Genomic DNA, 19,449 nt, shown 5'->3' with positions numbered 1-19,449 from the left:
CTGGGTGCTTCCCAACGTTTTCTCTTGTCATGTCCGATTCCGTCGATCCGCGCGGCGCACGCGCGCTTCCGCTTTCTTCTTTCCCTTCCCCCTCCGCTCCCGACACCGAACGCGTCCCGCAACGCCGGCAGATGCTCAAGCTAGGCGCCTCCCTGCTCACCGTCGGCGGCAGCAGCGCCCTCATCGCCGCCTGCGGCGGTGGTGGCGGCGGCAGCGCGGGCTTCGGCCCGTTGCCCGCTCCCGCACCGGCGCCCAACCCGCCCGCGCCGGAACCCGTCGTGAGCAAGCGTTCGAGCTTCGCGCTGGCCGTGATGCCCGACACCCAGTTCTACGCGCGCTACGCCACCGCCGCCGAGAGCGACCAGTACGACAAGCGCTTCGGCAGTGCGCCCTTCGCGGCGCAGACGAAGTGGATCGCCGCCAACGCCAAGGCGCTGCACATTCCCTTCACCATCCACCTCGGCGACGTGGTCGACCAGGTCGGCAAGCCCGACCAATGGAAGGTGGCCGATGCCGCCATGAAGGTGCTCGAAGACGCGAAGCTGCCCTACAGCGTGCTGGCCGGCAACCATGACGTGCTGAGCGATGTCGACTACGGTGTCGACCCCGTCAACGGCACCGACGCCGCCCGCAACCTGGCCGCCGAGCCTTACCTGCAGTGGTTTGGCACCGAGCGCGCGAAGAAGCAGGCCACCTTCGGCGCGCGCGACACCAGCGGCTTCCATGAGTACCACGTGTTCGAGGCGCAGGGCCAGAAGTTCATGGTGCTGTCGCTGTCGTGGCGCGTGTCCGACGCGGGCATCGCGTGGGCGCGGCAGGTGATCGCGAAGAACCCCACGCTGCCCGTGATCCTGGTCAACCACCAGCTGCTGAACATCGCGCCCGACGGCACCAGCCCGCTGGAAACCGACTACGGCAAGATGCTGTGGGAGAAGCTGATCCGGGACAACGACCAGATCTTCATGACGCTCAACGGCCACCACCACGGCGCCGCGCACCTCACGAAGACCAACGACTTCGGCCACAAGGTCGAGGAGATGGTGGTCGACTACCAGATGGCCTACCAGGGCGGCAACGGCCTGATGCGCCTGTACGAGTTCGACCTGACGAACAAGCAGATCAAGGTGCTGTCGTTCTCGCCCTGGGTGCCGCAAAAGCCCGCTGCCACGCTGAACGCCTTCGACCAGGCCGTGCTCACCACGCCCAACGAGGCTTTCACCATCGAGATGGATTTCGCGCAGCGCTTCGCCGGCTTCAACAAGGGCTTTGCCACGGGCGAGGCCACGGTCGAGCAGTCGCTGGTCGAGCAGGCGAAGGCGCTGATCCTGGCCAACTACAAGGACCCCGAAGCCACCGTGCAGCGGCCCGCCGCCGATGCGGAGGATTACCCCAAGGTCGCGAACACGCTGGCCCATTGGCGTTTCGTCGGCGGCACGGTGAACCAGCCGGTGCCGCCGGGCACCGTGATTGCGGACGTGACGGGCGCGAACCCGCTGCGCCGCGATGCCCTGAACCAGAACGGCGTGGTGGGCGCGGCCGACGGCGACGTCGTGTGGACCGACGACCGCCACCGCCTCTCGGCCGCGCCGGGCTCGGTGCGCTTCCTGAACACCAACAAGGCGCGGATGAGCTACTTCCTCACCGAGGCCTCGGCGCCGATCAATGCGCAGACGCTGGACAACGGCTACACCGTCGAGGCCTTCGTCAAGATCGACAAGAGCTGGACCAGCAAGCTGCACGCGTGGATGAACATCATGACGCGCGACGGCCGCCGCGGCGAACTCGCGGGCTACACCGGCGGTGACGGCGAATCGCCGCCGATGCTCTTTGCCATCTCGAGCCTGCGCGAGGTGCAGTGGGAGGTGGTGCCGAACACGACGGGCACGCGTTCGGCCAAGGCCAACTGGTCGGGCGAGGTGCTCGCCGACCGCTGGGTGCATATCGCCATCGTCAACGACCCGGTGTCGCACGACACCACGATGTACGTCGAGGGCGCCCCGGTGCTGCGCAACTCGGCGGCCGTGCCGGGCCTGGCCACGCTGAAGGCCACCGCCCCCTGGGTGGTGGGCGGCGGCTCGTGGGACGGTGCGCGCGCCGACGGTTTCTTCGGCCACATCGGCGAAGTGCGCGTGGTGGCGGCGGCCCTGGCGCCGTCGCAGTGGTTGACGGCGCGCAGGGCGGCTTGAGTTTCTTGGCTTCCCGCGCCGTTGGCACGGGAAGCGCGTCTCAACGGCGACGGTCGGCAGCCGTCGTCAGATGACGCGAACGCCCAGCGCAACCACCGCTGCAGCGAACAGATGGCCAGGACCGGTCGGCAAGCCTGGTTCGGCCAGTTTCCTGCGCAGCACGCGCAAGCCGATTTCACGGTGTACGGCGGGTTGAGGGCGATATGCCCGGCGCGATGCGTGTCATTGAACCTTGGGCCGCAGCCCCAGCACCATCTTCGGCGGCACCGTGCCTTGCTCGGTCAGCGGCATGTGGCCAGTCTTGTGGATGGCACGCAGCGCGGCGGCATCCCATTCGGGCACGCCGCTGGCCCTGGAGATGTTCGCTGCAAGGATCTTGCCGTCGGCCGCAAGGTCCAGCGTGTACTCGACCAGCGGATTTCCTGGAACCTCCTTGGTGAACAGGATGTTGGGTCTCACGGCGGCGGTCACGGCGTCGCCGTAGTTCCGCTTGCTCTCGGGTCTCGTTGAAGTGGCTGACCCCGACGCGACGTCGCTCAACACGAAATTGATCGAGGCCTTGTACCAAGCCGCCACGGTGCGCCCGTTCATGCTCTTCATGGGAACGACTTGGGCCCCTCGCACGGCATCGATGGCCGCAGCATCGAGCCGCGCGAATCCGGAGCTTTGCAACACGGTGGCATCGCTGACCGACCCCGTAGGCTGGACCATGACCTTGAGCACCACGCGGCCCTGTTCGCCGAGCCGCTTGGACATGGTCGGGTAGGCGACATGAGGCTGCTTGGTGTATTGCGCCACCGGCGGGTCGGGCTCGGTTGCCGGGCGTTGAGCGCTCGGGGCATTGGTGCCGGTTTTCCCGTTAACGGGTGCTTGCAGGGCTGGCCAACGGGCTGTTGCGTCGTTCGCGCTGGAGTCCGGCAGCCCGGAGAGCGATGGCGGCGAAGACTGCGAAGTTGGCAGCTTGCGTATCGCTTCCGCCATCGCCGCCGCCCCCGCGCGGGCTGCTGCCGCATTTGCTGTCGCGGTGCCCTGGTTCCCCTCGCCGGTGGCCACTGTCCTCAGCAGAAAGATCAGTATCACCGCCCCACAGAAGGCCACGAACCATGCCGTCATCTGTGAAGCGGTGATTGAACCGCTGTGCGCGCTCGCCATCGATGGCTGGTTCTGCACTGTCGAGCGCGCGAGGTCGGCATTGCGTTCACGCCAATGTTCGATGTTGGCCGTGTCCATCGTCAGCCGTAGCCACGTCGGATAGGTATGGGCAGCGTGCATTACACGCCCCAGGCCCAACGCCAGGGCTTGCGGCCCGGGGTCGGCGGTGTGGCGCAGCAGCTCCAGGTATTGACGTTGCGTATCGCGATCGGCTGGCGATTGCTGGGCCTGCGCGTCTTGCTCGACGATGGCGCGGTCGACCAGGTGGCCGGCCTGTCCCAAGCGCAGCAGCCTGGCCGAATCGGTACGCCAATCGAAGACCACGAGCGCCGCCTCGAACAGGTACTCGTGGCCCGGCCGCCAGCCGCAGGCGAGCAGGTGGGCGATATTGGCCTCGAAGAGAACGCGGGCGTCCATGTCGAGCAGGCGAGGGTCTTCGAGCGTGGCTTCCAGCAACACGGTGGCTTCTCGAACCGTCTGCAGCGGGTCCTCCTGCAGCCGGGTGTCGAGTGCGACCATGATGTCGCGCACGCTGTCATGGCGCGGCACTGTGCGATCGGCGTCAGCGGCCGGTGGCAGCGAGGGCGCGTGTTCGTCGTGCGTCGCGGGAGCGGGGACGGTGACAGGCTGGGGCTGTGGTTGCGCGACGCCCCCGCTCGTCTGTGCGTTCGCCGTCGCCGCCTGGATTTCCTGCGCTGCTTCTGCCTCCCGCACATGCCGGGCCCAGTACAACGCCGCTTCATATGCCTCTCGCAGCCGCTGGAACCGCTCCGCTTGCGTCTCCTGGTCGATCTTCTTCAGTTCGACCGCATAGGCGCGCCGGACCGCACGCTCGTCGGCATCCGGGCGCAGCCCGAGTTCGAGCAGGAAGCCTGGGACTTCGGTCATGGTGTCGTCGCTCCCCAGCTCAGTCGGCCAGATGGCTGTCGCGTTCGATCTGCTGCAACTGCTCCTGGAATTGGCGGTGCGCTGGGGCGATGACGCGCTTGTCCTGCGTGGCGAGCGCACGCTCGAACTCCGAAATGCACATGCCGAGCCATTCCCGCACGTCGCCGCGCAGCTGCTGGTAGATGCGCTCCCCGCGCGCCAGCAGCGTGCGGTTTTCCATGCGGTCGCGCGGATGGATCTTGAGTTCGCTCAAGGCCATCAGGCGCTCCTTGATCTCGGTCTCGCTCAACAGCCCCGGGTTGCCTTCGATCAGTAGGCTGAAGGTCTCCTGGGTCTTCTGGACCGTGGCCTCGATCTGCAGCAGGCCGTTGACGTCATAGGTGAAGCGCACTTCGACCGCCGCCTCGGACACCGGTCCCTGCGGCAGCGGCACGTGCAGCGTTCCCAGGTGCACGTTGTCCCGCACCATCCGCGACTCTCCCTGGAACACGTGCAGGTCGACCGAGGTCTGGGTGGCGGAGTTGGGGACGTAGCTCTTGGAGCGGCTCACAGGCACGGTGCTGTTGCGTTCGATGATGGGGTCGAAATGCCCATGCGTGGCGGTGGTCTCGCTGAGCCAGCGGCTCACTGCCACGCCGAGCGAATAGGGCGCGACATCGGTCATGACCACTTCCTTGAGCGCCGCGTCCCGCGCCTTCAATCCCGCCTGCACTGCCGCGCCCAGTGCAACGACTTCGTCCGGGTTGAAGTCGATCGACGGGAAACGACCGAACATCGTGGTCACCAGCCGCCGGATCGCGGGCATGCGCGTGGCACCCCCTGCGAGCACCACTGCATCGAGTTCGCCGGCACGCAGGTTGGCGTCGCGCAGCGCGCGTTCCACCGGTGTGCGCAGGCGCTTGAGCAAGTGCGCGCAGGCCTGTTCGAGCGTGGTTTCATCGATCTGCAGGCGGTGCTGCACCGACTCGTGCGCCACGTTGATTTCGGCACTGGGCTCGGTGCTGAGGAGGCGCTTGGCCGCTTCGGCTTGTGCGGCCAGTCGTTGCATGAACTGGGCGTTGTTGCGCAGGCTCGCCGGCAGAGCGTTGCGTTCGAAGAACAGGGTGATCAGCGATTCGACGAAGTCTTCGCCGCCCAGGAAGTTGTCGCCGGCCGACGCACGCACCTCCATCACACCCTCGAACATTTCGAGGATCGATACGTCGAAAGTGCCACCGCCGAGGTCGAACACCAGAAAGCGCGTTTCGGCGCCCATGTCGTGCATGCCGTAGGCGAGTGCAGCAGCAGTGGGCTCGTTCAGCAGCCGGTCGACCTTCAGGCCGGCGAGTTCGCCCGCCGCACGGGTGGCTTTGCGTTGCGCATCCGAAAAGTACGCGGGCACGGTGATGACGGCTTCATGAACTGGTACGCCCAGCATGGCCTCGGCATCGGCCTTGAGTGAACGCAGCACGAGTGCCGAGAGCTCCTCGGGCCTGAAGCTGCGCTTGCCCAGGCGCACCGTCTTGTTGCTGCCCATGTAGCGCTTGAAGACGGCGGCGGTGCGGTCCGGATGCGTCTGAAGCCGTTCCCTGGCGGCCTTGCCGACGAGCACGGTGTCGTCCTCGTCGAGGCTGACGCATGACGGCGTCAGGTATTCGCCCAGTCCGTTGGGAATCAGAACGGACTTTCCTTCCCGCCACACCGCCACCAGGCTGTTGGTCGTGCCCAGGTCAATGCCTACGATCATTTCTCGCCCCTTTGCGATCCCTCTTTTATGCCTTTGATCGTATGTCAAAGGCATACATTTCGGGGCCGCGCAAGGGGCGGAACGAGGCTACTTTTTGCCGCGTTTTGCGGGTTTAACGACAGTGGTCTTGCCTACGCCGCCCTTGGCCGCCTTTCCCGCGTTGTCCACCTTGCCGCCCCCCACCTCCTTCTCGAACATCGCAAAGTACTCCGAAGCCATCTTGCGCAGCGAGCGCCCGATGTTCGCGTAGTCGTACTCGTTGAGGTTGGCCAGCGACACGCGCCCCGAGGGGTGCTTGCCGCCGAAGCCGCGACCGGGCAGCAGCACGATGCTGGTTTCGGCGGCGATGCGGAACAGCGCCTCGTTCGGCTGCAGCTTGGTGAGAATCCACTTGCCGAAGCGCTCGCCGTGCATCTGCGTGGCGATGTCCTGCAGGTCGAGCAGGTGGTAGTAGCTCACCGAGTTCGGGTCGGGCGGCAGGGGCAGGCCGAGCTCGCGGTACAGCGCTTCCTTGCGCCGCGAGACGATGTGCTTCATCGACTTCTTGTAGGTCTCGCCCTCGTCCATGAGGCAGAACAGCGAGAACATCACCATCTGCGCCTGCACCGGGGTCGACAGGCCGGCTGTGTGGTTCAGCGCGACGGTGCGGCTGTCGGCCACGAGGCGGTCGATGAACTTCAGCTTGCGTGGCTCGGTGGTGATGGAGCTGTAGCGCGCGTCGAGTTCCCGGCGCTTGGCCTCGGGCAGGGCGGCGATCTTGCGGTCGAGGATGTTGTCCTCGTGCGTGGCGACCACGCCCATGCGCCAGCCGGTGGCGCCGAAGTACTTCGAGAACGAATACACCAGGATGGTGTTCTGCGGGCAGATCGCGAACAGCGACAGGAAGTTGTCGGCGAAGGTGCCGTACACGTCGTCCGTGAGGATGATGAGGTCGGGCCGCTGCTTCACGATGTCGGCGATGTAGCCCAGCACCTCGTCGCTGATCTTCACCGAGGGCGGGTTGCTCGGGTTGCACAGGAAGAAGGCCTTGACCTTCGGGTCGAGCAGCTTCTGCAGCTCCTTCTTGGTGAACTGCCAGTTGTTCTCGGGCGGCGCGTCGATCAGCGCCTCGATGAGCTGGTAGTCGTTCAGGTGCGGGATCTCGATGTAGGGCGTGAAGATCGGCATGCCCAGCGCGATGGTGTCGCCGGGCGACAGCAGGTGGTTCTCACGCAGGCTGTTGAACAGGTAGGTCATGGCGGCGGTGCCGCCTTCCACCGCGTACATGTCGAACTTGCCCACGAAGGGGTGGGTGCCGATCATTTCCTTGTGGATGTACTGGCCCACGACGATCTCGGTCAGGCGCAGCATGCGGTCGGGCACCGGGTAGTTGCAGCCCAGGATGGCCTCGCACATCTCGTAGATGAAGTCGCCGGCCGACAGGCCCAGCTGGTCGCGCACGTAAGACACGGCGGCCTCGATGAAGCGCACGCCGGGCTCGCCCTCGTGCGACTTGGCGAAGAGCTCGAAGCGCGCCTCGATGCCCTCGCGCTGCGGAAAGCCGCCCACGTCGGCCATGTAGATGTACGAGCGCTCGGCCTCGGTCATGGCGAACAGGCCGAACTGGAAGAAGCCGTGGCGCGGGGTGGTGGCCAGGAAGTTCGGGTTGCCGCGGCCGGCGTTGAGCATGAGCCGGTCACTCTGTCGTGCGACCTGGATCAGCGCATCCTTCAGTTCGAACGGGCTCAGGCCGCCCAGCTTTTTCACGTCGCCGAAATCCATGGAGTACTCCTTGGTTGATAAAAAATGAAAGAAGAGGAAAAGCGCGGTGCTCAGACCAGCGCCACGATCAGCGGCCCCAGCAGCGTGAGGAACACATTGGCCAGCGCGTAGGTGATGGCGAAGGGCACGGTGGGAATGGCGTTCTCGGCCTTGCCCAGCACTTCGCCGAAAGCCGGGTTGGCGCTGCGCGAGCCGCTCAGCGCACCCGCGAAGACGGCCGTGTTGTCGTAGCGCAGCACGTAGCGCCCGAACAGCATCGTGAGGATCATCGGCACGAGCGTGACGACCACGCCGACGCCGAAGATGGTCAGGCCCAGCTCCTTGATGGTCTGCACGGCCTGCAGGCCCGACGTGAGGCCGACCACGACCACGAAGCCCGCCAGGCCCAGGTCTTTCAGCAGCTGCACCGCACTGGGCGGCAGCGCGCCGAAGGTCTGCTTCTTCGCGCGGTACCAGCCGAACAGCAGGCCCGACAGCAGCGCGCCGCCACCGGCGCCGAGCGTCAGCGGAATGGCGCCGATCTTCACGCTCAGCAGGCCGACCAAGAGGCCCACCACCAGGCCCGCGCCCAGGTACACGAAGTCGGTCTTGGCGCTGGGCACGATCACGTCGCCGACGAGGGACGCGACGCGCTTCACGTCCTGCTCGGCGCCGAAGATCGACACCAGGTCGCCCACCTGCACCACGGTGTCGGGCTTCATCGGCAGCACCTGGCCCATGCGGCTGAGCTGCACCACGAAGATGCCGTGGCGCACGCCGCCGGCGGTGGCCTGGCGGATCTGGTCGACGGTCTTGCCGCCGAAGTCCTTGTTGGTGAGCACGATCTCGCGCTTGTTCAGCGTCAGCTCCATGCCGTCGACCGCGTCGACCTCCTTGCCCAGCAGCGGCGCGCTCGCCACCACGGCATCGCGCCGGCCGACGGTGAGCACGTAGTCGCCCTGGCGCAGCACGAGCGTGGGGCTGACTTCGACGAACTTGCCGTCGCGCTTCACGCGCTCGATGGTGATGGTGGTGGCCGGGTTGGCGTTCTCGATGTCGGCCACCGTGCGCTGCGGGTCGCTCGTGAGCTGGTAGATGCGCCCGACCAGCGAGGGCGCGGCTTCTTCCTGGTCGGGGCCGAGCACCTTCACGCCGGCCTGCATCGCGGTCTCGGCTGCGATCGCGTCGTCGCGGATGCTGCGGCCCATGAGCTTGGGCAGGATGTTGACGCACACGATGATCGCGCCGAACGAGCCGAACACGTAGGTCACGGCGTAGCCGATGGCCACGTTGCCCTGCAGCCGCGCCGTCTCGGCCGCGGCAAGGCCGAGCTTGCCGATGGCGTCGCCCGCGGTGCCGATGATGGCGCTCTGCGTGAGGCCGCCGGCCGCCACGCCCGCCGCCAGGCCCTTGTCGAGCCCGAACAATTTGGCCATGACCACCACGGTCGCCAGGCCGGTGGCCGCCATCACGGCGGCCAGGATGATCTCCTTGATCGACTGCTTGCCCAGCGAGCTGAAGAACTGCGGCCCGCTCTCGAAGCCCACGGCGTAGATGAACAGCGCGAACAGCACGGCCTTCACGCCGCCGTCGATCTGCACGCCGACCTGGCTGACGATCACCGCCACCAGCAGCGAGCCGGCGACGCCGCCGAGCTGGAACTTGCCGAACTTGATCTTGCCGATCCAGTAGCCGACAGCCAGTGAGAGAAACAGCGCCATTTCGGGCGACTTCTTGAAGAGTTCATGCAGCCATTCCATAGAGGAAGTCCTTTCAGGGCATCAATGAGAAGAAGAGAGAAGAGAAGGGCGTGGAGCGTCTCGGGTCGTTGTCTTATTTCGCGTGCTGCACCAGGCCGGCCAGGGCCACGATCAGCGGGCCCATCAGCGGCAGCACGACGTTCGAGATGGCGTAGGTGATCGTGTAGCCCAGCAGCGGCGTGGCGTTGCCCGCGGCGTTCTGCACGGCGCTGAGCGCGGGCGTGCTGCACTGCTGGCCGGCGATGGCGCCCAGCAGCACCGGCGCCTCGAGCTTGAGCAGGCGGTGGCCGACGAACAGCGAGATGCTGGCCGGCACCACCGCGACGGCGATGCCCACCAGCGGCAGCGCAACGCCGAACTTCTGGACCAGCGCCAGCGCCTGCGGCCCCGAGGCCAGGCCCACGCAGGCGATGAAGGTGGCCAGGCCCAGGTCCTTCATGAGCGCCAGCGCGTCGGCCGGCACGCTCAGGCGGTGCGGGTGCTTCGACTGGTACCAGCCGAAGGCCAGCCCCGTGAGCAGCGCACCGCCGCCGGTGCCGAGCGAAAACGGAATGCCGCCGAGCTTCGCGCTGAAGCTGCCGATGAACACGCCCAGCAAGATGCCCGCGGCGGCGAAGCTGATGTTGCTGCGCGTGGAGGCCATCACGCGGTCGCCGACCTGCGCGATGGCGCTCGCCACCTCGGGCGCGGGGCCGTAGAGCTGGAGCACGTCGCCGCGCTGCAGCATGAGGTCGTTCACGAGCGGCATGGCGTGGCCGTCGCGCGCCACGCCGATCACCTGCACAGCGGACGGCAACTCGTTTTCCAGCATGCGCAGTCCGCGACCGAACCACTCGCGGCGGTTGGCGACGACCTCGGTGGTCTCGACCACGGTGTCGAAGGCGGTGGTGTCGGCGAACTCGCGGCCCAGCAGCTCGCCCACGTTGACGAGCGCGCTGCGCCGGCCGATGGCCAGCACCTGGTCGCCCACGCGCAGGTGCAAGTCGGGCTCGACCGCGAGGCTCTGACCGTCGCGCACCACGCGCTCGATGCTGGCCTGCCGCCCGAGGATCGAAGTGAGCTCGCCGACCGAGCGGCCGCGGCCCACGGTGACGCGGAACACGCGCCCGACCATCTCGGGCGTGGCGCTGGCGGCGTCCGGGTCGTCTGCGCCGCCGCCCATGGTCTTCCAGAGCTTGTCGGCTTCGGCGCGCAGGTTCACGCGCAGCAGCAGCGGAAACACCTGGCTCGTGACCACCACGATGGCGATCAGCCCGAACACGTAGGTGATGGAGTAGGCCGTGACCACGTTGGCCTGCAGCTGCGCGATCTCGGCGGCGGGGAGCGAGAGCTTCGAGATCGCGTCGGTCGCCGTGCCCACCACGGCCGATTCGGTGGCCGCGCCCGCCATCAGCCCGGCGGCCGTGCCGCGGTCGAGCGACAGCAGCACCGTGGCGCCGAGCACCAGCGCGAGCACCACCACCACCTCGACCAGGCACAGCAGGCCCAGCCGCAGGCCCTTGGCGTCGAGGTTGGCAAAGAACTGCGGACCGCCCGCGTAGCCGAGCGCAAAGATGAAGAGCATGAAGAACACGTTCTTCACGCTGTCGTCGAGCCGGATGCCCAGTTGGCCGACCACCAGCGCGGCAATCAGCGTGCCGCAGATGCCGCCCAGCTGGATCGGGCCGAAACGGATCTGGCCCACCGCGTAGCCAATGCACAGCACCAGAAACAATGCGATCTCCGGACTGTTTCTGAGTATTTCCACAAGGTGGCCGAACATCTGCCGCGATCCCTCCGGGTTATTTGTTCATTCGAGCGGGTCGGCGGATCGCAACGAAAAAAGGAGCACTGCATCCATTGGCATCAACGGCTGGCGAATGGTGGGGCTCCAGCGAAAACTTTATTTTTCGTTTTGCGAATTGCCGATTCTTTGCATCTTCGATGACGATAAATCAACATCCATGACAATTGTCAAAATCAGAAAAGAATTGAGCGAGCGGCAATAGAAACGAGGCCGTTTGAATTACAAATTACGCGCTGCACGGAATCCTCCGTCGCAGTCAGCTCTGACCGCACGAACCTCTCCGGCCTCGGGTTTTCGATAACTCAAGTTGCTTGATTTAGTCGGTCGACTGCTCGATAGTCCCCCTCGTCCGAATGCCTTTCCGCTCGTTGGCGGGTGGTCATCCGGTTCCATAGCAAGCACGGCAGGCGCTGTGCGCCCGCCCCCTGAAGGAGACAACCTCATGTTCATCAGCCCGCGCTTCGTTCCCGCCCTGGCCGTCCTGGCCCTTGCCGCATCGGCCACGTCCACGGCCCTGGCCGCCGACCCGCCCGTCATCGGCCTGGTCACCAAGACCGAGACCAACCCCTTCTTCGTGAAGATGAAAGAGGGCGCGCAGGAGGAGGCCAAGAAGCTCGGCGCCAAGCTGCTCTCGGGCGCGGGCAAGGCCGACGGCGACAACGCGGGTCAGATCACCGCGATGGAAAACATGATCGCCGCCGGCGCCAAGACCATCCTCATCACGCCCAGCGACGCCAAGGCCATCGTGCCGGCGATCAAGAAGGCGCGCGACAAGGGCGTGCAGGTGATCGCGCTCGACAGCCCGGCCGATCCGCCGGACGCCACCGACGCGCTCTTCGCCACCAACAACTACACGGCCGGCGTGCTCATCGGCGAATACGCCAAGGCCGCGATGGCCGGCAAGACGCCCAAGATCGTCGCGCTCGACCTGCTGCCGGGCCACCCCGTGGGCGCGCAGCGCCACAACGGCTTCATGAAGGGCTTCGGCCTGCCGGCCAACGACGCCAAGTCGAACGAGCTGTCGAAGTCGCCCGAGATCGTCTGCATGGCCGACAGCTTCGGCGACCAGGCCAAGGCGCAGACCGTGATGGAGAACTGCCTGCAGAAGGCGCCCGACGTGAACCTGGTCTACACCATCAACGAGCCCGCCGCGGCCGGTGCCTACAACGCGCTCAAGCGCGCGGGCAAGGAAAAGGGCGTGATGATCGTCTCGGTGGACGGCGGCTGCCAGGGCATCAAGGACACGGCCGCCGGCATCATCGCCGCGACCTCGCAGCAGTACCCGCTGAAGATGGCCGCCATGGGCGTGGCTGCGGGCGTCGAATTCGCCAAGACCGGCAAGAAGGCCTCGGGCTACGTCGACACCGGCGTGACGCTCATCGCCGGCAAGAGCGTGGCCGGCGTCGACAGCAAGGACACCAAGACCGGCACCGAGCTGTGCTGGGGCAAGAAGTAAACGGCCCCGGTCTATAGGGAGGCACATCGATGGCGAAATCTCCGACGCACCACATCCCGTGGGGCGCCCTCGGGCCGTGGCTGGCCCTGCTCGGCGCATGCATCTTCTTTGCGACGCAGTCCGAGCGTTTTCTCACGGGCGGCAACCTGTCGCTGATCCTGCAGCAGGTGATGGTGGTGGGCGTGATCGCCATCGGCCAGACGCTGATCATCCTCACGGCCGGCATCGACCTGTCGTGCGGCATGGTGATGGCGCTGGGCGGGATCATCATGACGAAGTTCGCCACCGAACTCGGCATGCCGGTGCCGGTGGCCATCCTGTGCGGCATCGGCGTGACGACGCTGTTCGGCCTGCTCAACGGCCTGCTGGTCACGCGCATCAAGCTGCCGCCGTTCATCGTGACGCTGGGCACGCTGAACATCGCGTTCGCGATCACGCAGCTGTACTCGTCGTCGCAGACGATCACCGATCTGCCCGCCGGCCTCACGGGCCTGGGCACCACCTTCACCATCGGCAGCGCCGAGGTGGCGTGGGGCTCGGTGCTCATGCTGGCGCTCTATGCGCTCGCGTGGTTCGTGCTGCGCGAGACGGCGGCCGGCCGGCATGTCTACGCGATCGGCAACAACGCCGAGGCCACGCGGCTGGTGGGCATTCCCACGCAGCGCGTGCTGCTCGCGGTGTACGTGGCGGCGGGCGTGTTCTACGGCATCGCCTCGCTGCTGTCGGTGGCGCGCACCGGCGTGGGCGACCCGAACGCTGGCCAGACCGAGAACCTGGACGCCATCACGGCCGTGGTGCTCGGCGGCACCAGCCTCTTCGGCGGGCGTGGCATCGTGCTGGGTTCGCTCATCGGCGTGCTCATCGTGGGCGTGTTCCGCAACGGGCTCACGCTGATGGGCGTGTCGTCGATCTACCAGGTGCTGGTGACGGGCGTGCTCGTGATCCTGGCGGTGGCGGCCGATCAACTCTCGCGCAAGGGAGCCCGCTGATGAACACCGTGGCCAATCCCAAGATCGTGATGCAGGCCAAGGGCCTGGTGAAGCGCTACGGCCAGGTCACGGCGCTCGACGGCGTCGACTTCGAGCTGCGCGAAGGCGAGATCCTCGCGGTGATCGGAGACAACGGCGCGGGCAAGTCGTCGCTCATCAAGGCGCTGTCGGGCGCGATCGTGCCCGACGAAGGCCAGATCCTGCTCGACGGCGCGCCGGTGCATTTCCGCAACCCGCTGGACGCGCGCCGCGCCGGCATCGAGACGGTCTACCAGGATCTCGCCGTCGCGCCCGCGATGACCATCTACGAGAACCTCTTTCTCGGCCGCGAACTGCGCCGCCCCGGCTTCCTGGGCAATGTGCTGCGCATGCTCGACAAGAAGAAGATGCTGCTCGAAAGCACGGCGCGCATGGCCGACCTGAAGGTCGGCATCCAGTCGATGACGCAGGCCGTCGAAACGCTCTCGGGCGGCCAGCGCCAGTGCGTGGCCGTGGCGCGCAGCGCGGCCTTCGCGCGGCACGTGGTCATCATGGACGAGCCCACCGCCGCGCTCGGCGTGAAGGAAGGCAACATGGTGCTCGAGCTGATCCGCCGCGTGCGCGAGCGTGGCCTGCCCGTGGTGCTCATCAGCCACAACATGCCGCACGTGTTCGAGGTGGCCGACCGCATCCACGTGGCGCGCCTGGGCAGGCGCGCGGCCGTGCTCAATCCGAAGAAGATCAGCATGAGCGACACCGTGGCCGTGATGACCGGCGCCATGACCGCCGACCAGTTGCCCGCGGAGGCGCATGCCTGACACCGACATCGACATCGTTGAACGCCCTTCGGCCTTGCTGCGTCCGCGCGGCTCCAACCAGGTGGGCATGCGCCAGTTCAACGAGCGCGTGGTGCTGCAGGCGCTGCGCGTGCACACCAGCCTGCCCAAGGCCGACCTCGCGCGGCTCACGGGCCTGAGCGCGCAGACCATCGGCCTCATCACCGCGCGGCTCGAGGACGACGGCCTCATCGTCAAGCAAAGCCGCGTGCGCGGGCGCATCGGCCAGCCCTCGGTGCCGCTGGCGCTGAACCCCGACGGCGCCTTTGCCATCGGCGTGAAGCTCGGGCGGCGCGGGGCCGAGTGGCTGCTGATCGACTTTGCGGCGCGGGTGCGCGAGCACCACGCGATCCGCTACGAGTTCCCGGACGCCGGAGCGCTCCTGCCCGTGATCGCCGAGCACATCCACCGGCTGCGCGACGGGCTCGGGCCGCTGGCTGCGCGCAATGTGGGCGCAGGGCTGGCGGCGCCGTTCCAGCTCGGCGGCTGGCATCGCACGCTGGGGCTGTCGAAGGCGCAGTCGGACGAGTGGAACCAGATGGACCTGCTGGCCGAGGTGCGCGCGCGCACCGACGTGCCCGTGGGCTTTGCGCGCGACACCGTGGCGGCCTGCGTGGCCGAGCTGGTGACGGGGCGCGGGCACGACCTCAAGAGCTTTCTCTACATCTTCGTCGACACCTTCGTGGGCGGCGGGCTGGTCATCAACTCGCACCTGCACACCGGTGCGCACGGCAATGCGGGCGCGCTCGCGTCGATTCCGATGCGCACCGAAAAGCCCTCCGAAGGCCTGTCGACGCAGGTGGTGGCCGAGGCGTCGCTGTGGGAGCTCGAGCAGCGCCTGCGCGCCGAAGGCCTCGACGCCACGGCGGCCTACGACGACCGTGCGCTCGAAGCGCCGTTCGCCGCGGCCACGCAGGCCTGGCTCGGCAGCGCGTCACGCGCGCTGGCGCATGCCATCGTCAGCAGCACCGCGGTGCTCGACCTGGCCGACGTGGTGATGGATGGCTCGATGTCGCGCCCGCTGCTCGACGCGCTGCTGGTGCAGACCCGCGCGGCGCTCGCGCAATGCAACTGGGAAGGCCTGTGGGCGCCGCAGCTGCATGGGGGCAGGGCGGGGGCGCAGGCCTGCGCGCTCGGCGGCGCGATGCTGCCGCTGCACGCCAACTTTGCGCCGGACCACGATGTGTTTCTGAAGGCGGGGTGAGCCGCTCAAGAGCTCAGAGACTCGCCGAGGCGTGCAGGTCGCGCGGCAATCGCAGCGTGCTCGCGCGTGCGCCTGCGGGGCACGGCCCGTCGGAGTAGGCCGCATCGCCCTCGGGCATGACGCACTTGTACACCTCGACGACGGCAGGCACGGTCTTGGCTGCGGGGGCGATCACCGGGGGCTCGAAGTGTGTGTTCGTCAGCGTTGCAGGTTCCTTGGATGCGCGGGTCACCGCATCCGGGAACGTTTCGCGGGCGGCCGATCTGTCGGGCTCGGCCTCGACCGGAACGACTGCCGTGGTCAAGAGCGCAGCACGCGCCGCGCTCTCGTGCACCAGGTCTTTCAAGGTCACATAGAAGAGCGACATCGCCACCAGCGCCACGCCCAGGCACGGGGCCCAGTACCGCCGGGGATCGCCGGCCCGTGAGGTCAACGCCGCGGCCATGCCAGGCCTCCGTTCTGCAACACGCCGGCCAGCTTCGCGATGCCGCCGGTGCCGCTTGCCGCCCGGCCGATCAGCGCGCCGCCGGCGGCGCCCGCGACGATCCGCATCAGGAACGACCGGCTGCGGCCAGCGGCCAGCAACAGCAGCACGCCGGCGCCGAGCACGACGAGGTGTTCGCCGGGGTAGTCGGCGCGTGTGGCATCCACCTGCTTGATCTTGTCGATCGTCTGTTCCAGGTCCATGGCTGAAGCTCCTTGTCGTGTTCAGCCGTTCTTACCGGTGGGCGCCGGGTTCCGCTGTAGGCCGGCGCCATGCGCGGTGACGGAATCCGCCGCGAAAACGCCGTGGAGAAAGCCGCATCGCACGGGAAGCGGGGCGCTCTCGATAATGCAACCCGCTTGTAGAGAACCCCACAGAAGCAGAGAACTAGAGAACCGCGAAATGAGTGCAGCAGATTTTCTTTTCGCACCCGAGGTGCAAAAGCTCTTGATGGTCGCCTACGCGGCGCCCGACCAACCCTTGTCTTCCAGCGAGCTGGCCCATCGCTCGAAGCTCGACACGGCCGATGCGGAGCGCACCCTGGCGCACCTCGTCGGCAGCGGCATCCTGAAGAAGCAAAAGCCGAAGGCCGAGGAGGCCGAGACCTTCTCGATCGACCGCGCGTTCATCTTCCACGACGAACTGCGCAACATCGCGCTCAAGTCGTTCGCCGCGGCCGAGCCGGTTCGCGCGATGCTGCGCGGCAAGTTCAAGGCCTCGGTCGTGCGCGCCTTCGTGCTCGCGGAGGACGAAGACGGCACCCTGGAGCTGCTCGTCGTGCACGGCCAGTCGATGCCCGACGAAGCCACCCTGGCGGCCGCCTGCCGAAAGCTCTCGAAGAACATCCACCGTCACCTGAAGGTGCACGTCATCTCGAACGCGAAGTTCAACGGCCTCACGCCGCGCGATGCGCTCATGCCGAAACCCGCGGCGCTCGAGATCATCAAGCTCGGGGATACGAAGGCGCCGCTGCCCGTCGAGAAGGTCGGCCTCTTGCAGAGTGCGAGGAAGAAGTTGGCGACGCTGTCGCGTTCGTCGGCGTGATCGCCTGGCTTGGGTCCCGTGAGGCCAGCCGCCGATGCAGGCCGCGACGGACCCCGACGGGTTCCTGAAGGCGGCCTGAACAGGGTGGGGTGGGCGTGCTGGGGGAGAATCGAAGAAACCCTTTCGCAACCCACTCCCACGACCATGTCTCGCCTCGACGACCCCCGCCACGACGCCGAAGTCGGCTCCCGCGACAGCACCCTCGACACCACCCGCATCGACGACGTGCGCATCGGCGCCGTGCGCCCCCTCATGACCCCCGCGCTGCTGCAGGAGCGCGTGCCCGTGCGCGACAACACGCTCGCGCTGGTCGAAGGCAGCCGCGCCGCCATCGCCGACGTGCTGCACGGGCGCGACGACCGCTTGGTGGTCGTGGTCGGCCCGTGCTCCATCCACGACCACGACCAGGCCATCGAGTACGCGCAGCGTCTGAAGAAGGTGGCCGATTCGCTGCAGGACGACCTGCTCATCGTGATGCGCGCCTACTTCGAGAAGCCGCGCACCACCGTCGGCTGGAAGGGCTACATCAACGACCCGCACCTGGACGGCAGCTTCGCCATCAACGAAGGCCTGGAGCGTGCGCGGCGCCTGCTGCTGGAGCTGACCACGCTGGGCCTGCCGACCGGCACCGAGTTCCTCGACCTGCTGAGTCCGCAGTTCATCGCCGACCTGATCGCCTGGGGCGCCATCGGCGCGCGCACCACCGAGAGCCAGAGCCATCGCCAGCTCGCGTCGGGCCTGAGCTGCCCGGTCGGCTTCAAGAACGGCACCGACGGCAGCGTGAAGGTGGCGGCCGACGCCATCCTCGCGGCGCGTGCGCCGCATGCCTTCATGGGCATGACCAAGATGGGCATGGCCGCGATCTTCGAGACGCGCGGCAACGACGACTGCCACGTGATCCTGCGTGGCGGCAAGGCGCCCAACTATTCGGCGGCGGATGTGGCGTCCAGCTGCGAGGCGCTGCTGGCCAACGGCCTGCGCCCCCAGGTGATGATCGACGTCTCGCACGGCAACAGCAGCAAGCAGCACCAGCGCCAGATCGTGGTGGCCGAGGACGTGGCCGCGCAGATCGCGGCCGGCGAGCGGCGCATCACCGGGATCATGATCGAGAGCCACCTCGAGGAAGGCCGGCAGGACCTGAAGCCCGGTGTGCCGCTGAAGCACGGCGTGTCGATCACCGATGCGTGCATCGGTTTTGCGCAGACGGTGCCGGTGCTCGAGGGGCTGGCGTCGGCGGTGAAGGCGCGGCGGCGGTTGGCCAAGGGCTGAGGCTGGCGAGGGGGCAGGGCGATTCCCTGCCGTCTGCGCCCGGGCGGGTCCGGGCAACGCTTTGAGCCGGCCCGCATCGACTTCCTGAGGCTGGGCAGCCTCGGGCGCCACCAAGCCCTGCGCTTGTTGCGACCACTTTCCCACCCGCTATCGACCGCACCAAGGCCTCCACTTCGCGGAGGCAGGGGGCGCTTTGACTGTGGTGGAAATGTAAACAATGCAAACAGTTTTCCAATTGTTACGAGAACTAGATCACGAAACTTGAGCCGAGGCGCCGTGAATCCGAGGGCAAACGGGCCGGTTGTGGGGCATCCTTGCGCCACTTTGTAGTCAAAACGTATGCAAAATGATTACAAAATACCGACCTGTCAGGTCTTATTGATTACATTTGGAGTGCCTTCATGCTCAAGCTCGCAGTCGCCGCGGCGGCCACCGCCACCCTCGTTTTCGCATCCGGTTCGGCCCTGGCTGACACCGCCGGTGCCAGCTTCCAGGTCAAGATGACCATCGTCCGCAGCTGCTCGGTGACCGCCGGCAACGCCTCCGACATCAGCCTGGGCACCTCCGTGCAGCCCACCGCCACCAACCAGACGGGCAACAACACCATCTCGGTCACCTGCTCCAAGACCACGCCCTACACCGTCGGCCTGCTGCCTTCGTCCTCCAACGGCGGCACCACCGACGGCACGGGTGCCATGTCGTCCGTCGCCAACTCGGCCACCAACACCGACAAGGTGCCCTACGCGCTGTACTCCAACGCGGGCAACACCATCGTGTGGGGCAACACCATCGGCACCGGCGCCAATGTGGTCGGCGGCACGGGCACCGGTGCGGCGATCACGCACACGGTCTACGCCAAGAACACCAACGCCAACTTCACCCCGGACAGCTACGCCGACACCGTGACGGTGACGGTCACGTACTGAGCCAGAGCTGAATCACCGAGCCAG

General features: G+C 67.1%; 15 protein-coding genes. 8 read left to right on the top strand and 7 right to left on the bottom strand.

Going from position 1 to position 19,449, the window contains the following annotated elements; translation table 11 throughout:
• The first annotated feature begins 131 nt into the window (after positions 1-131).
• The gene (locus tag AC1RAD_RS16630) at positions 132-2,186 is read left to right on the top strand and encodes a LamG-like jellyroll fold domain-containing protein (protein WP_492736024.1); all 2,055 of its coding nucleotides are present in this window, start codon (positions 132-134) and stop codon (positions 2,184-2,186) included.
• A gap of 222 nt (positions 2,187-2,408) precedes the next feature.
• On the opposite strand, the gene AC1RAD_RS16625 is transcribed toward AC1RAD_RS16630, so the two are convergent.
• The 5 genes from AC1RAD_RS16625 to aspT (AC1RAD_RS16605) form a co-directional block, all read right to left on the bottom strand.
• Positions 2,409-4,226 (bottom strand): TonB family protein, encoded by a 1,818-nt coding sequence (locus AC1RAD_RS16625; RefSeq protein ID WP_492736022.1) that lies wholly within the window; start codon positions 4,224-4,226, stop codon positions 2,409-2,411.
• Positions 4,227-4,245: 19 nt separating this feature from the next.
• The gene (locus AC1RAD_RS16620; protein WP_492736020.1) at positions 4,246-5,952 is read right to left on the bottom strand and encodes a molecular chaperone HscC; all 1,707 of its coding nucleotides are present in this window, start codon (positions 5,950-5,952) and stop codon (positions 4,246-4,248) included.
• Positions 5,953-6,039: 87 nt separating this feature from the next.
• Positions 6,040-7,713 (bottom strand): bifunctional aspartate transaminase/aspartate 4-decarboxylase, encoded by a 1,674-nt coding sequence (locus AC1RAD_RS16615; protein ID WP_492736018.1) that lies wholly within the window; start codon positions 7,711-7,713, stop codon positions 6,040-6,042.
• Positions 7,714-7,763: 50 nt separating this feature from the next.
• On the bottom strand, positions 7,764-9,452 hold the full coding sequence (gene aspT / locus AC1RAD_RS16610; RefSeq protein WP_062475727.1) for an aspartate-alanine antiporter: 1,689 nt from the start codon (positions 9,450-9,452) through the stop codon (positions 7,764-7,766).
• A gap of 73 nt (positions 9,453-9,525) precedes the next feature.
• Positions 9,526-11,214, bottom strand: a complete 1,689-nt coding sequence (gene aspT / locus AC1RAD_RS16605; protein ID WP_492736016.1) for an aspartate-alanine antiporter — start codon at positions 11,212-11,214, stop codon at positions 9,526-9,528.
• A gap of 466 nt (positions 11,215-11,680) precedes the next feature.
• On the opposite strand from aspT (AC1RAD_RS16605), the gene AC1RAD_RS16600 reads away from it, so the two are divergent.
• From AC1RAD_RS16600 to AC1RAD_RS16585, 4 genes are read left to right on the top strand one after another with little or no spacing between them, the layout of a single operon-like run.
• Positions 11,681-12,694, top strand: a complete 1,014-nt coding sequence (locus tag AC1RAD_RS16600) for a sugar ABC transporter substrate-binding protein (protein ID WP_062475722.1) — start codon at positions 11,681-11,683, stop codon at positions 12,692-12,694.
• Positions 12,695-12,723: 29 nt separating this feature from the next.
• Positions 12,724-13,683, top strand: a complete 960-nt coding sequence (locus tag AC1RAD_RS16595) for an ABC transporter permease (RefSeq protein ID WP_062475719.1) — start codon at positions 12,724-12,726, stop codon at positions 13,681-13,683.
• The gene (locus AC1RAD_RS16590) at positions 13,683-14,480 is read left to right on the top strand and encodes an ATP-binding cassette domain-containing protein (RefSeq protein ID WP_095744828.1); all 798 of its coding nucleotides are present in this window, start codon (positions 13,683-13,685) and stop codon (positions 14,478-14,480) included. The genes AC1RAD_RS16595 and AC1RAD_RS16590 overlap by 1 nt, the downstream gene beginning before the upstream one ends.
• Entirely contained in the window at positions 14,473-15,702 is a 1,230-nt protein-coding gene (locus AC1RAD_RS16585; RefSeq protein WP_492736013.1) for an ROK family transcriptional regulator, read from the top strand. The genes AC1RAD_RS16590 and AC1RAD_RS16585 overlap by 8 nt, the downstream gene beginning before the upstream one ends.
• A 13-nt stretch (positions 15,703-15,715) precedes the next feature.
• On the opposite strand, the gene AC1RAD_RS16580 is transcribed toward AC1RAD_RS16585, so the two are convergent.
• A complete protein-coding gene (locus AC1RAD_RS16580) occupies positions 15,716-16,147 on the bottom strand; it encodes a hypothetical protein (RefSeq protein ID WP_492736011.1) in 432 nt (143 codons plus the stop codon).
• Positions 16,132-16,389 carry a hypothetical protein gene (locus AC1RAD_RS16575; protein WP_492736009.1) on the bottom strand — a complete coding sequence of 86 codons (258 nt, stop codon included), beginning with the start codon at positions 16,387-16,389 and terminating at the stop codon, positions 16,132-16,134. The genes AC1RAD_RS16580 and AC1RAD_RS16575 overlap by 16 nt, the downstream gene beginning before the upstream one ends.
• Positions 16,390-16,588: 199 nt before the next feature.
• On the opposite strand from AC1RAD_RS16575, the gene AC1RAD_RS16570 reads away from it, so the two are divergent.
• The 3 genes from AC1RAD_RS16570 (at position 16,589) to AC1RAD_RS16560 (ending at position 19,425) form a co-directional block, all read left to right on the top strand.
• Positions 16,589-17,230: a hypothetical protein gene (locus AC1RAD_RS16570; protein WP_492736007.1), complete on the top strand. Its 642-nt coding sequence runs from the start codon at positions 16,589-16,591 to the stop codon at positions 17,228-17,230.
• Between the two features lie 144 nt (positions 17,231-17,374).
• Entirely contained in the window at positions 17,375-18,499 is a 1,125-nt protein-coding gene (locus AC1RAD_RS16565) for a 3-deoxy-7-phosphoheptulonate synthase (protein WP_062475698.1), read from the top strand.
• A 401-nt stretch (positions 18,500-18,900) separates the two neighbouring features.
• The gene (locus tag AC1RAD_RS16560; RefSeq protein WP_492736005.1) at positions 18,901-19,425 is read left to right on the top strand and encodes a Csu type fimbrial protein; all 525 of its coding nucleotides are present in this window, start codon (positions 18,901-18,903) and stop codon (positions 19,423-19,425) included.
• Positions 19,426-19,449: the final 24 nt, after the last annotated feature.

The organism is Variovorax sp. GW823-FHT04B03 (assembly GCF_058796495.1).
This window is presented reverse-complemented; position numbering and strand designations above follow the sequence as displayed.